The sequence below is a fragment of the Lysinibacillus sp. NPDC094177 genome, from assembly GCF_050279145.1.
Classification (GTDB): domain Bacteria; phylum Bacillota; class Bacilli; order Bacillales_A; family Planococcaceae; genus Lysinibacillus.
The window spans coordinates 68,733-81,790 of record NZ_JBNNTW010000004.1 but is presented as its reverse complement, the minus strand read 5'-3'; the positions used below and the strand labels follow the sequence as shown (position 1 = coordinate 81,790).

The 13,058-nt window shown below is 36.0% G+C and carries 15 protein-coding genes; 5 read left to right on the top strand and 10 right to left on the bottom strand.

Annotation, left to right across the window (positions count from 1 at the left end; translation table 11 throughout):
* Entirely contained in the window at positions 1 to 828 is an 828-nt protein-coding gene (locus ACQKNC_RS08475; RefSeq protein WP_427424420.1) for an ABC transporter permease, read from the top strand.
* Here the strand turns inward: ACQKNC_RS08475 and ACQKNC_RS08470 are convergent.
* The 3 genes from ACQKNC_RS08470 to ACQKNC_RS08460 all read right to left on the bottom strand — a co-directional run bounded on the left by ACQKNC_RS08470 (position 817) and on the right by ACQKNC_RS08460 (position 2,060).
* Positions 817 to 1,131, bottom strand: a complete 315-nt coding sequence (locus tag ACQKNC_RS08470; RefSeq protein WP_427424419.1) for a helix-turn-helix domain-containing protein — start codon at positions 1,129 to 1,131, stop codon at positions 817 to 819. The two genes, ACQKNC_RS08475 and ACQKNC_RS08470, sit on opposite strands and share 12 nt — an antisense overlap.
* A 149-nt stretch (positions 1,132 to 1,280) precedes the next feature.
* Positions 1,281 to 1,484, bottom strand: a complete 204-nt coding sequence (locus tag ACQKNC_RS08465) for a hypothetical protein (protein WP_427424418.1) — start codon at positions 1,482 to 1,484, stop codon at positions 1,281 to 1,283.
* A gap of 123 nt (positions 1,485 to 1,607) precedes the next feature.
* Positions 1,608 to 2,060, bottom strand: coding sequence for a MarR family winged helix-turn-helix transcriptional regulator (locus tag ACQKNC_RS08460; RefSeq protein WP_427424417.1), 453 nt, complete (start codon positions 2,058 to 2,060; stop codon positions 1,608 to 1,610).
* 212 nt (positions 2,061 to 2,272) lie between these two features.
* Between ACQKNC_RS08460 and ACQKNC_RS08455 the strand changes: the two genes are divergently transcribed.
* Positions 2,273 to 2,704: a GNAT family N-acetyltransferase gene (locus ACQKNC_RS08455; protein WP_427424416.1), complete on the top strand. Its 432-nt coding sequence runs from the start codon at positions 2,273 to 2,275 to the stop codon at positions 2,702 to 2,704.
* Positions 2,705 to 2,795: 91 nt separating this feature from the next.
* On the opposite strand, the gene ACQKNC_RS08450 is transcribed toward ACQKNC_RS08455, so the two are convergent.
* The 7 genes from ACQKNC_RS08450 to ACQKNC_RS08420 form a co-directional block, all read right to left on the bottom strand.
* Positions 2,796 to 3,560 carry a nucleotidyltransferase domain-containing protein gene (locus ACQKNC_RS08450; RefSeq protein WP_427424415.1) on the bottom strand — a complete coding sequence of 255 codons (765 nt, stop codon included), beginning with the start codon at positions 3,558 to 3,560 and terminating at the stop codon, positions 2,796 to 2,798.
* Positions 3,561 to 3,623: 63 nt separating this feature from the next.
* The gene (locus ACQKNC_RS08445) at positions 3,624 to 4,013 is read right to left on the bottom strand and encodes an RDD family protein (RefSeq protein ID WP_427424414.1); all 390 of its coding nucleotides are present in this window, start codon (positions 4,011 to 4,013) and stop codon (positions 3,624 to 3,626) included.
* Between the two features lie 40 nt (positions 4,014 to 4,053).
* Positions 4,054 to 5,028, bottom strand: a complete 975-nt coding sequence (locus tag ACQKNC_RS08440; RefSeq protein ID WP_427424413.1) for a carbohydrate kinase family protein — start codon at positions 5,026 to 5,028, stop codon at positions 4,054 to 4,056.
* On the bottom strand, positions 5,025 to 5,924 hold the full coding sequence (locus tag ACQKNC_RS08435; RefSeq protein WP_427424669.1) for a DMT family transporter: 900 nt from the start codon (positions 5,922 to 5,924) through the stop codon (positions 5,025 to 5,027). Before ACQKNC_RS08435 ends, ACQKNC_RS08440 begins: the two co-directional genes overlap by 4 nt.
* Before the next feature lie 229 nt (positions 5,925 to 6,153).
* A complete protein-coding gene (locus ACQKNC_RS08430) occupies positions 6,154 to 7,404 on the bottom strand; it encodes a glutamate-5-semialdehyde dehydrogenase (RefSeq protein ID WP_427424412.1) in 1,251 nt (416 codons plus the stop codon).
* 12 nt (positions 7,405 to 7,416) lie between these two features.
* Positions 7,417 to 8,511: a glutamate 5-kinase gene (gene proB, locus ACQKNC_RS08425; RefSeq protein WP_427424411.1), complete on the bottom strand. Its 1,095-nt coding sequence runs from the start codon at positions 8,509 to 8,511 to the stop codon at positions 7,417 to 7,419.
* A 534-nt stretch (positions 8,512 to 9,045) separates the two neighbouring features.
* Positions 9,046 to 9,429, bottom strand: coding sequence for a sodium:proton antiporter (locus ACQKNC_RS08420; protein ID WP_427424410.1), 384 nt, complete (start codon positions 9,427 to 9,429; stop codon positions 9,046 to 9,048).
* A 310-nt stretch (positions 9,430 to 9,739) separates the two neighbouring features.
* On the opposite strand from ACQKNC_RS08420, the gene ACQKNC_RS08415 reads away from it, so the two are divergent.
* From ACQKNC_RS08415 to ACQKNC_RS08405, 3 genes are all read left to right on the top strand, one after another.
* Complete coding sequence (locus tag ACQKNC_RS08415) at positions 9,740 to 10,537, top strand: DUF3658 domain-containing protein (protein WP_427424409.1); 798 nt, start codon at positions 9,740 to 9,742, stop codon at positions 10,535 to 10,537.
* Positions 10,538 to 11,022: 485 nt separating this feature from the next.
* Positions 11,023 to 11,694, top strand: coding sequence for a response regulator transcription factor (locus ACQKNC_RS08410; RefSeq protein WP_427424408.1), 672 nt, complete (start codon positions 11,023 to 11,025; stop codon positions 11,692 to 11,694).
* Positions 11,691 to 13,049 (top strand): sensor histidine kinase, encoded by a 1,359-nt coding sequence (locus tag ACQKNC_RS08405; protein ID WP_427424407.1) that lies wholly within the window; start codon positions 11,691 to 11,693, stop codon positions 13,047 to 13,049. Before ACQKNC_RS08410 ends, ACQKNC_RS08405 begins: the two co-directional genes overlap by 4 nt.
* The last annotated feature ends 9 nt before the right edge of the window (positions 13,050 to 13,058 follow it).

Genomic DNA, 13,058 nt, shown 5'->3' with positions numbered 1-13,058 from the left:
ATGAAAAATATACTAAGGTACATGAAAAATATCAATTTAATCATTGGTCTACTAGTCATTGTCGGTTTTCTAATCGTAATGATTACCAGTTTTTTTTATACACCACATGATGTGAACTCGATGAATATACCACAAAAATTACGAAGCCCAAATAGTGATTATCTTTTCGGTACGGATGAATTTGGTCGTGATATTTTTAGCCGTATTATGAAAGGAACACAAACGGCTTTTGCAGTCGGTCTACTAACGGTATTTATCGGAACAATTTTTGGTATTTTAATTGGTGGTATAGCGGGGTATGTAGGTGGTTGGATCGATGAAATTTTTATGCGCATGATGGATGCATTAATGGCCTTTCCAGGAATTATATTAGCTTTAATGCTCGTTGCAGTATTTGGACCAGGGATTGTAAATACAGCTATTGCATTAGGTATTATTGCTATACCGGCCATTGCCAGAATTACACGTAGTGGTTTCGTCCAACATCGTGACAATGAATATGTCTTAGCGGCAAAGTTAATCGGCGTAAAACCTTATAGCATTATGTTCCGCCATATATTACCTAATATTTCATCGCAGATTATCGTCGCTGCTACTGTGACCTTTGCCACTGCGATGCTTGCGGAGGCGGCACTAAGTTACTTAGGGCTTGGAGTGCAGCCACCAAACCCAAGTTGGGGACGAATGTTAAAAGACTCTCAAGCCTATTTAGTTGGAGCCCCTTGGTACACCTATGCGCCAGGTGGAGCCATTACAGTACTTGTTTTAGGTTTGTATATGCTTAGCAATGCGTTACGAGATTTTATGGATCCACGTTCAAAAGCGTAAAATATCAGGTGCTGTTTTTTTCAATAATTCATAGGCCTTTACCGCTATTTCTATATTGAGACGATGTGGGGCCTGTAAAAAATCAGCACCTAAAATATTTTCTAGTCGTTCAATTCGTTTATAGAGTGTTTGACGTACAATAAATAATTGTTCAGCAGTATCATTTTTTGCACCATTGCATGCTAAATAAACACAGAGCGTTTGATAAAGGTCATTACCATTCTTTTGATCAATCAACAGTATTTCTTGTAAATAATCTTTAACGTATTGCAAAAGGGTGGCATGGTCCTGACGTAATATCAATCTGTAAACACCTAAATCCTTATAGTAAATTGAAGAAGCAAGTTCATTGTGTTGCATTTGAATGGTTGTTTTTGCCTCCTTATAGCCTTGATGTACGCTGTTAATGGATTGATAAACATTGCTAATGCCAATTGTAAGGGTTATTTTCTCTAAAAGCTGTGGTGTTTTTCGAGCAGCACAATATCTGCTGCAATGTAAAATGCAAGGATAATAATTTCATGCTGTCGAACCGAAACAGTAGGGAAAAAGCCAAGTTTTTTTAAAATGGAACGAACAAACATGACATTTTGTAGCTGAAATTCTTGCCAGTCTTCTTCTGAAAAGGTATTGGCATAGTCAAGAATATTAAACACAATTACACGATAAAACTAGTTACCGGGGATAGAGGTGAACGGCATGTATTGCGTGGAGAGATAAAAAGGTATTTTTCATAAAAGAAGGCGATTCCAAATGCTCAGAAGCGCATGGAATCACCTTTAATAATTTCGTGTATGACCTTTCTTTACATATTCCCAATCAGTTTCAATGTTTTGACGAATACGAATTAATAAGTCGTGAATACTGTCAATTTCTTCAGGGGAAAAACCATCTAATGCTCTAGCATTCGAATAGTCTCCTTCTCGCTTTAACAATGGATAAATCTTGAGACTTTTATCTGTCGGGAAAAGCTGTTTGTTTTTCTTGTTACCAATTTCATTACGCTTTTCTACAAAGCCTTTTGTCTCCAACTTTTGAATCGCTCGAGAGGCAGTTGTGCGATCTACCTTTAATAGTTCAGCAACCTTTTCCTGAATAATACCAGGATTTTCACAGATGCGGGTGACATACAAATATTGTCCCTTTGTCAAATCGAGTTCTTTAAACTCAATATTACTAATGGAATCAAGTGCCCGCGCAATCGCACCAATATCTCGCAAAATCTCCTTCATTGATTGCCTCCGAAAAATTTATTGTATTTGCAATAAAAAATGCTCTATACTATATATTATCACCCATGCAAGGAAATATCACTTCATAACTACAGTGGGGTTCTTTTACAAAGCGATTCTAGCGGCGAAGAGAACGGCTTTAGCGGCGGAAAACAAAGTTCTATCAACGGAGAGTACGCTCCTAACAGAAAAAAACGAGGAGGAATATAAAAATGAACACGAAAAAAATTACAGATAAACAGGATTTACAAACAGCATTTGCCATTCGTCAAAAAGTTTTTATAGAGGAGCAAAAGGTGCCGAAGGAAGAAGAATTTGATGAATTCGACACGTTAGATGCGGCATGTGATCATATTCTTGTGTACTATAACGATCAACCTGTGGGTACTGGTAGACTGCGAGTTGTTGATGGCTACGGCAAATTAGAGCGTATATGTATATTAATAGAATTCCGCAAATTTGGTTTAGGTAAAGTAATTATCCAAAGTTTAGAGGAGATAGCACTTGAAAAAGGTTTAACAAAATCTAAATTAAATGCGCAATCCTATGCAGAGGGCTTTTATGAAAAACTAGGCTACAAGCGTGAAGGTGAAGAATTTATGGATTGTGGTATCCCACATATTTTAATGAAAAAAACAATTTAAGAAGGTGTAGGACGTACTGGCAATTGAAACAAGCTGGATTTAACGATTAAAAAATAGCAAACTAGATTTAATATTAGTCTGCTATTTTATTTTAGTGCAATAGCTCTTTTATTTTTTCCCATAGTGGCTTAATTTTTTCTTTATTCGGTACATTTTCAAATATCCAACCTGATTCATTGTTGAAGGCGTTCACTAATTTCCTTACTGCAATCTCATGTGTTACAAGGCTCATATTGTTCATAATATCGACTATCTCATCTAATGGGGCAGTAGGTAACCAGTTATATAACGCTTTGAGTCCAAGTAAAGCCCGTTCAGGATAATATTTATGTAATAGTACTTTGGCGAAGTGTTCTAAACTATTCCGTAGTAAATGAACAGACCAAATCTCATTTCCACGTTGAGCACTCCAATAATATTGATACAAATACCAGATAGTATCATCTACAGCATCTTGAAATTCAAGTGGGGTTAAAGACAAAGTTGTATTTTTCTGTTTAGCCATAAGAATTCCATTTGGATCAAATAATACTTTTATCGCATCTTTATTACTTATCTCAGAGGGAGTCACGGTAAATAAATCGATATGAATCATATCTTCATATATGACTAATAGCTGGGGTGCAATAAGATAAATGTCATCGACAAATAATGTTTTCTTATAAGCTTCAATATGTTTCTTGCGGTTTGGCAAAAATGCTTCGATATTTTCTTCTTTAACAACGCAATAAATATCGATATCTGAAAATTCATCGTGTTCCTCTCTAGCCATTGATCCTCTTAAAAATACAGCTTCAATATATTGATCATCTTTTAAACTTTCAAGTAACACCTCAACAACATGGTCTATTTTCAAGTGTCGTCACTCCTTCTATTGACATAGGCTACCCAAATAATATTTTGAGCAGCCTTATTTTTGCTAGATTTCCTTAACTACAGTACTTGAGAAGCTATCGTGAGGAAGAAGTTGTCCATTTTGTTGTTCGAATGCTTTTGGATTTTTTAAGTAATCGAAAGTGCTAATTGAGTCACGGTAAGCCATTCGTTTCATAATTTGAGCGGAAGTCAGCTTAGGCCCATTTTCATTTTCAAGAATTAGTCCCATTTTTTTGTAACCAACTGTTTGTCCTTTTTTACGTAATTGTGCAAATTCAAGTGACCACATAATGACTGTTGGTGTGACGATGGCATGAATTGCCTCGTTTTTTACTTTTTTTCTCAGGACATATTCCACTCCAACTGTGACAGCCGATGAAATAGCCAAATCAATAAGAAATGCTTTTGTTCGTTTTTTTGTAATAGATTTCACTCGATCTCCTCCTCATACAACAGATTAAATGCCAAAAAATTTAAAAGAGCATATTATCTTTAAATGGCAATTCATGCTTAGTAATGTAAGAAGCAATGGCACCATGTTTTTCTGTCGAAGCTCCTGCATAGTGATTCGCGAACGTAAGGAGGGGGATAGCATGCAAAGTACAAAAGTCGATTAGATTGATCGCTGTAATTTGATTGTTTAGGAGAATAGCTAACAATGCTCCAATAAAAGCATCGCCCGCTCCGGTTGTATCAATTGCATGGACCTTGTCAGCTGGTACTTTGACATGAAGTTTTTTAGTATAAAGACTTGCACCCTCAGCTCCACGAGTAATTATGAGTACTTGTACTTTCCCTTGAAATAATGAATGAACTGCTGTTTCCTCATCCTCAATCGCTGTTAAAAATAAAAGCTCCTCCTCGGACAATTTAACGATATGGACCTTTGGTAAAAATTCTAAAATGGTTTGACGACATGCTTTCTCATCATTCCATAGTGGCAAGCGAACATTGGGATCAAAAGACACAAGACTACCTGCCTGATGAGCTTGTTCTATCAAGGCCACATGTGCATGTTTCATTGGGCTTTCCACTAAATTAACTGAACAAAAATGAAGAATATCTTTTGCTGTTAATAGATTAGGCGGGAGTTGCTCTTTGTTGTAAAGTAAATCTGCTGCGTGGCGCCGATAAAATAAGAAGTCACGGCCTCCATCACTTGTCAAAGAAACAAAAGCTAGACTTGTTTCACCTTCAACAGTTTGAACAATATAGTTCGTATCGACATCAGCTTTTTTTAATGTTTCTATAAGAAAATCTCCAAAAGCATCCTGACCTACCTGTGTAATGAGGGCTGCTGTTTGCCCAAGCTTTGCACAAACAGCTGCAACATTGGCAGGTGCCCCACCAGCATTTTTAGTGAATTGCTCAACTGTAGCCAGGGAGGCATTTTGTTCAGTAGGTGTAAAATCAATTAATAATTCACCAATTGCATAAAGTTTACTCACGGAATAATCTCCTTTACATTTGTCTGAGGCACACGCTTTTTCTTTGGAACGTAAATTGTGTAAAAAATGCCGCCGAAAATTAATAATATACCAACTGTTTGCATGAAACTCGGCATAAAATCAAGCAACAGCATATCGAGTAAAATAGCCACAACTGGGTCAACAAATACTAATACTGAAACTAGGATTGTAGAGAGGCTACGAATACTATCAAAAAATAAATAATAAACAAATCCTGTATGAATAAAGCCTGTTCCTAAAATATATAGCCAGTTTGTTGTTGTTAATCCTTCAAATAAAGAAAAATTAACAAATGGGAATAGTATGACTATTCCAACTGCAGTTTGGATATATGTTAGTGCATAGGAGCTAAGCTTTGTTATCGTTTTACTTGTTAGCATTGTAAACGCGTAAAACAATGCAGACAGTAATGCCCAAATAAAGCCCGATTTCATAAATTCAGAGAGTGACAAAAAATTATTTAAGCCAATAATGAACATACTGCCGATAAAACAAGTAACAGTTGCTAGCAATGCTTGAATAGTCATCTTTTCTTTTAAAAACAATGCACCAAATATTAATACGAATATTGGTGCTAAATTATAGATAGAAATGGCAATGGAAATCGACATTTCTTCAAAGGCTTTAAATAAAAATACCCAGTTTAAGACTATAAAGACACCGCATATAAGTGTACGTAATATTTCTTTTTTATCCCATTTCTCCGTTTTATGACCACCTGTGACAAGCCACATTCCGCCTAGAAAAAGGGTAGCGCAAATACATCTAACAAAAACTAGCTCGGTAGCAGGTACGCCAGTATGAACGGTAAAAAATCCAATTGAGCCAAAAAGGGCCATCGAAACCGTTAGTTTGATAATCGCTGAAGTGTTTATACTAAAACCTTCTCTCTACTATAAATTATTATAATTCTTGACGCTTGTGAAAGTAGGGGAGACTTAACATTTTCGCTCCGTTATACTCAGGTAGAGGCTGGAGCTACTTGGCAAAGAAAAGATTACGCGCCCGCTACTGTGAGAATATTCCAAACATAAGATTCAAAAATTAAGCAAAGAAAGCCGACAGCGGATGTTAACTGTCGGCTTTTCATGAATAGTTCTACAATTATTCTCGGATTTGTCCGTTACCGTGAATGTAATACTTTGTAGATGTTAACGCTGGTAAACCCATTGGTCCACGAGCGTGTAATTTCTGAGTACTAATGCCGATTTCTGCACCGTAACCAAATTCAAAGCCGTCTGTGAAGCGAGTTGAGGCATTGTGATATACTGCTGCAGCATCCACGCTATTTAAGAAAGTTTCTGCTACTAGCTGATCTTCTGTCAAGATCGCTTCAGAGTGGTTCGTGCCGTATTTATTAATGTGTTCGATTGCTTCATAAACGTTTTCCACAATTTTAACGCTTATCTTTAAATCTAAATATTCAGTTGCATAGTCTTCTGCAGTTGCTAGTTGAGCGAAATCAAGAGCTTGACAAACGGTTTCATCACCGATAATTGTCACACCTGCTTGATGCATAGCCATTAATAGCTGTTGGCCGTGTTCAGAAAACCAATCAGGATGAATAAGTAAGCTTTCTGCGGCATTACAAACCGAAGGACGTTGTGTTTTGGCATTGATACAAATTTTTTCTGTTTTTATGTAATCAGCCGCTTGGTCCACATAAATATGACAGTTTCCAGCACCTGTTTCTAGTACTGGTACAGTGGCTTCATTTACTACTAGGTCAATAAGTGCCTTTCCGCCACGAGGAATCAGAACATCTAAGTATTCTTTTAAATGGAATAATTCTTTTACAGTTTCACGATTTGTATCCTCGATTAATTGAACAGCGTCCACAGGGATAGACGTTTTTCTAAGTGCACGATGAATACTTGCCACAAGAGCTATATTAGAGTATTTAGCAGAAGAGCTACCACGTAAAATGACCGCATTACCTGTTTTCAATGATAATGTTGCTGCATCAACTGTAACATTAGGTCGCGCCTCGTAAATCATCCCAATAACGCCAATTGGTACGAGACGCTTTTCAATTAGTAATCCATTATCTTTTTCTATACGCTCTAAGAGACTGCCTACTGGATCATTTAATTCAACAAGTAACTGAATTGCACTAGACATAGCCTCTACTCGTTCCTTGTTTAGCATGATGCGATCAAGTGTAGAAGCGGGCATTCCCTGTTTCTCGCCATTTGCTAAATCCTTTGCATTTTCAGCAATGATAGTATCTTGGTCGATGATTAATTGCTCGGCAATTTTTGTAAGAGCCTCATTTTTTTCACAAGTTGTTTTTATATTTAAAATATAGCTTGCGGCCTTTGCTAACTTTCCTTTTTGTTGAACTTCACTTGTCATGTGAATTCCTCCTTAATTTGCTTGAATTTTAAGCCATTTATCTCGGTGAATGACCTCAATTGGATAATTCGCTAACTCATCTGTACGTTTTCCCATCGCATGTGCTAACTCTAGGGAAGAATATAAGACCTCACCACGGCCAAGGAGTCCCTTGTTACTAAATACTTCGACAACGTCACCATTTGCGAAGTCACCTTCGACACGAAATACTCCAGCAGGTAACAAGCTTTTCCCATTTGCCAATAATGCATGTTCAGCACCGCTATCTATAAAAATTTTACCAGATACTTCCGTAAGTGCAATCCACTGTTTATTATTTGTTAAAACAGCAAGCGCATCATGTTCAACATACGTACCATCACCACGTCCTTCGACTATGTCGACAAGCTTATTAGCACCGTGACCAGTTCCGATAAACACCTTGACGCCTGCATTTAAAGCTGCTCTAGCTGCCAGTAATTTGGATTCCATACCACCTGTACCGACCTTTGAACCTGCACCATCTGCGAAGCCAAGCATTTCATCAGAAACTTCTGTTAAATGATCAATACGTTTGGCATCTGGGTTTTTATTTGGATTGGCGTTATACAAGCCATTGATATCTGTTAAGATAATGAGCTGATCGGCATGAACGAGACCACTTACAAGTGACGATAACATGTCGTTATCTCCAAAGGTTAATTCACTGACAGATACCGTATCGTTTTCGTTAATGATTGGTAGCATGGAGCGCTCTAATAATTCCTCAAATGTAGCATAGGCATTTTTATAGCGCTCTTTTTTTGAAAAATCAGTGCGTGTCAGTAAAATTTGAGCAGGCACAATATCATAAATGCTAAATAAAGCATTATAAGTTTGAATAAGTAAACTTTGTCCAACTGCTGCCGCAGCCTGTTTCCCTTTCACTGTGATAGGACGAGAAGGGTAGCCTAGCTGTTTAAACCCTGCTGCAACTGCACCTGATGAAACAAGCAATACTTCATGACCGTATTTTTTTAATTCTGCTATCGCTTGAACATGATCCATTAAACGTATTTTATCAATTTCACCTTTTGCATTTGTTAAGGAGCTACTCCCGATTTTGACGACGATTCTTTTTCTTTCCATAACAATACCTCCAATTCGCTATTTCACTTGCATTATTATTTAATCTTTAGTAACGGCTAGATTTCGCTACAAAAATAATTGTTGAAAGAAGTAAAAATAAAAAAACCTTTTCATCCTAAAAAATTAGGACGAAAAGGCTTGCTTTCCGTGGTACCACCTACATTGAACGTCATTGACATTCCACTTTGCTCATAACGCTTGAGACTGCGCCTAGTTTAGCTAGGACGTTTTACGAAGTAGGTTCTTTAGTCTTTCTTGTACAATGCCTTTCAGCCGATGGGCATCGCTTTCTGTTCAAGTAGTTTCTAGATACTAGTCTTCGCTCGCTTTTATTGTATAATTCAATATCTTTTTTTGATGGATTCACATCATTTACTTTCGGTAGATGTTTCATTTCTAAAAAGTAATTGAATAAAGAATGCACTACTTTAGCATGTCTGTCAAGCTGATTAGGAATGTTAATAGAAGTTTTGAATAAATCAGTAGGTATATAGAACAATCGAGGGTAAAGTGTGAAGGGGAACACAACTTCGATTACTTGAACCACCAGATTGCGATTAATAGTGGGAGCATCGCTATAACAATCACGAAAAAACTCCATAATATTTGTTTTCCTGAAGACATATTTTTCGGTTTAATACTCATTTGTTCATATAGTTCGTTGATGGCACGTTGTTCTTTTGTATAAAGCATGGTTTGAAATTCATCGTAATCTTGAATATAACTTGAGGGAGGGCGAGGACTAAAGCGCAAACTTCGAATATCGTCAGTAATCTCTTTTTCACCTATCCAATAAGTAATAACTGGCGCTAACCCTGAAGTTTGCGTAGCCTGTACCCCGATATTATGTGTTTTCATTTTATAATAGACATTTCCTTGCTCGTCTTCATATTGCTTAACAATGTCACTTACTGCCATCGACAAACACCTCTTTCTTAAAACAATGCGACTTTTTCATTTTAATAATATTCATTATAAGGTATTAAAGGAGAAAAGTGTCGCTTAAACGAGCATAATTAATCGAATAATTTTGCTTGTGAAATTTAGTAGAATATATCGTCATGTAGTATAATTGAAATAAAACCATATTATAATGGTTCTTTTCTAAAAGTAATTGTTCATTACAGAAAGCAGAGGATGACATTTTGTTAAAAAGTATTGTCATGTATATAGGTTGATCTTATTGGAATACAAATAGCGCTGAGTAAACAGTAAAAGGGGGATTTTCATGGCAATTTTACATATAACGTTTAGTTTATCTACACAAGGTTCAATCAAACATGCGATACGACAACATCATTTACAACGAGATGAGTCGGTGCTTAGTGTCAACGAGATTTTCTCGATTGGTCCGCTAAGTAGCTCAGAAGAACGCAAAAGCTGGTTAAAAGCTAATATCTTTAGGGACAGTGAAGAGCGTGAATTGAACGAGGATCTTCATAAAGAATGGAAGAAAAAAATTGCAGGTTTACCTTGCGATGTTGATGTCTGGGTTTGGTACAGCCAAAGTACTCATGAAGAGATTGGGTTACGTTATGTCATGAGCGAATTGATCAATAAATGTAGTATGGTATATGGGATTGATGCCACAGATGGCTTGAAACGTGTACAGCCAAATATGACGATTCGTCAAACAGGTGAGCTTTCGTCAGACTTACTAATGAAGCTCCGTTCTGAGGCAAAGCGCTTTTCTATTGATGAGTGTCAGCAACTTGCAAAGGAATGGGAAGAGCTGAAACAAAACCCTAGTACATTACGAGTTTGGAAGAATGGGATTGTGCATGTAGCGGAAGATGCATTGGATCCTATCATTATGGAATGTGCGGAAAGAGCACATTCCGAACTAAATGAGGAATGGCTTTTACCGATGCGTATCATCGGTGAAACAATTGGGACAATTGATGACTATTTAAGTGAAGAGTTTGTGGAGAATCGCCTGATGATCCTTGCAAAGAAGGGACTTTTTGAGATTGATGGCGATACAACAGATATGTATTCTTACCATATTAAATATATAGGGAAATGATTATAAAATAGCTTTTTTAAGTAACCACCTTTTATACGGAGAAGGTGGTTTTTGATATTGAATAAAAGAAAATCAAAAATAACAAATACTCATTAATAATTTTTGGTACTCTTAAAACTTTTTCTGTTCTCACTTTTATAGGTAGTTGCAAAAAATTTCTTTTAAATGGAGATTATAGGATGAAAAAAATATGAGCTTCGATGTATTATCATACAAGCAGGTAGTCTTTTTGGAAAATGACCCAAATCATAAATCAACTGAAATGAGGCTTATCATCAAAAGTTTGGGATGACATTTGTAAACGTTTGCGACTTGTTGGGGAACGGCGTCACAAATGAGACCCCGAAGCGGTTCATCGGATTCCCTCAGTCGGAATAGAAGTCAACCTACATTATGGTGATAAAGTACATAGAACTGCAAGAAAATTGTTAGTTTTTCTATAGTTCGGTAACATGATAATAGTAATAATCTTAGGAGGGTTCTCATTGAAGAAAGTATTAATTATAGAAGATGAGGAAAGAATTACGGAATTTTTAGAGTTAGAGCTTACGCACGAAGGCTTCGATGTGACGGTTATCCATGATGGTCGTGAAGGGCTAGATATAGCACTGAATCAACATTTCGACTTGATTCTCTTAGATTTAATGCTACCTCATTTAAACGGTACAGAAATTTGTAGAAGAATACGACTTGTGAAAGAAACGCCCATAATTATGCTTACTGCGAGAGATAGCATTATGGATCGTGTGATGGGATTGGATGTGGGAGCTGACGATTATATATCTAAACCTTTTTCAATTGAAGAACTGTTAGCGAGAATGCGTGTGATTTTTCGTCGAAATGAACGCTATGAAAAGAATGTTATCAAACACTTAAAATTTAAAGAAATACTTGTTGATATGATGTCTCGAACGGTTACGAAAGAGAATGAAGAAATAGCTTTGACGAAAAGAGAATATGAACTTCTATTAATGTTTTTACAAAATATAAATCATGTACTTTCTCGGGAAGTAATATTGGAAAAAATTTGGGGATATGAAACGGAAGTGGAAACGAATGTTGTAGATGTCTATGTTAGATATTTGCGCAATAAACTTCAAAATGATGAAGAGCATTATATTCATTCTGTTCGTGGTGTTGGGTATGTAATGAAATGATGAAATCGTTAAAGCTAAAAACAAAAATTATTTTATGGACAACGATTCTGATGATTAGTTTATTCGTTTCCTATAATATATTGCAATATTTTGTGGTAAACAGTTGGATGATTCATTATGAAGAACAGTCGATTGCACAGAAGATGATTACAATACAAAATCTATATGCTGACAAAAAGCTATCGAGCCAGTTTATTAAGGCAAATGAATCGTTCATTCATTCAATTAATGAAAAATCAGAGACTATTCGTATATTGGATAAAGAAGGGAAAAATGTTATCGCGGTTAGTGAAGGTGAGTTATTGAATGTACCTTCTAACGTAGTCCCAAACGGACGATTTGAATTAATCAAAGTGGATGACGACCGATTGTTAGTGTATCGAGAGCCTTTAAATGATACTAATTTTGTAGTTGAAATTGTTCGTAATATGGAGAATTTCGAAAATTTATTAGGGCAATTTGGCTTTGTTATGTTTTTGTCAGGAGTTGGTGCATTATTCATAAGTTTTGTAGGTGCGCTATTCATTTCTAAACAAATCGTTAGACCAATACAGGATATTTCCCGAACACTTACAAAAATCAAAAAGGTTGGTTTAGAAGAAAGAGTGCAAGTACAGCCTACGCAAGATGAAATTGCCGAATTAGCCAATCACTTTAATGAACTGATGGATCAATTAGAAACTTCATTTAATCAACAAAAACAGTTTGTGGAAGATGCTTCACATGAATTAAGAACGCCGATTTCGGTGTTGAATGGAAACTTGATGATGTTAAATCGTTGGGGAAAAGACGATCCGGAAGTGTTAAATAAATCATTGAATTCATCTTTAAAAGAAGTGAATCGAATGGAAAAATTGGTAAAGGATTTATTAGAATTATCTAGACTTGATTCCGAAAAAATAAAAAATGTCTCTCTTTTATTAGATAATCCTGAAAATATTATTGAAAAAGTTATCAATGATTTTAAAATTACACATCCAGATTTCTCTTTTTCATTTCAAATAACTAAAGGTGAAACATTGACAATAACAGAAGGGCATCTTGAACAAGTACTTACAATATTAATCGATAACGCTATTAAATATTCCAATGATGAAAAAAAAGTAAACATCTATTATTATCACAATGAATTAACTGTACAAGATTTTGGAATCGGTATACCTGAAGAAGAGATACCTTTTGTTACAAATCGTTTTTATCGAGTGGAAAAATCACGTAATCGAAAAAAGGGGGGATACGGGATTGGGTTATCCATTGCCCAAAAATTGATGGACAATTATCACGGCAAATTATCTATTAAAAGTAAAATAGGTGAGGGCACGTCTGTAACACTGACTTTTTCAAAAAATATTTGAACATATATA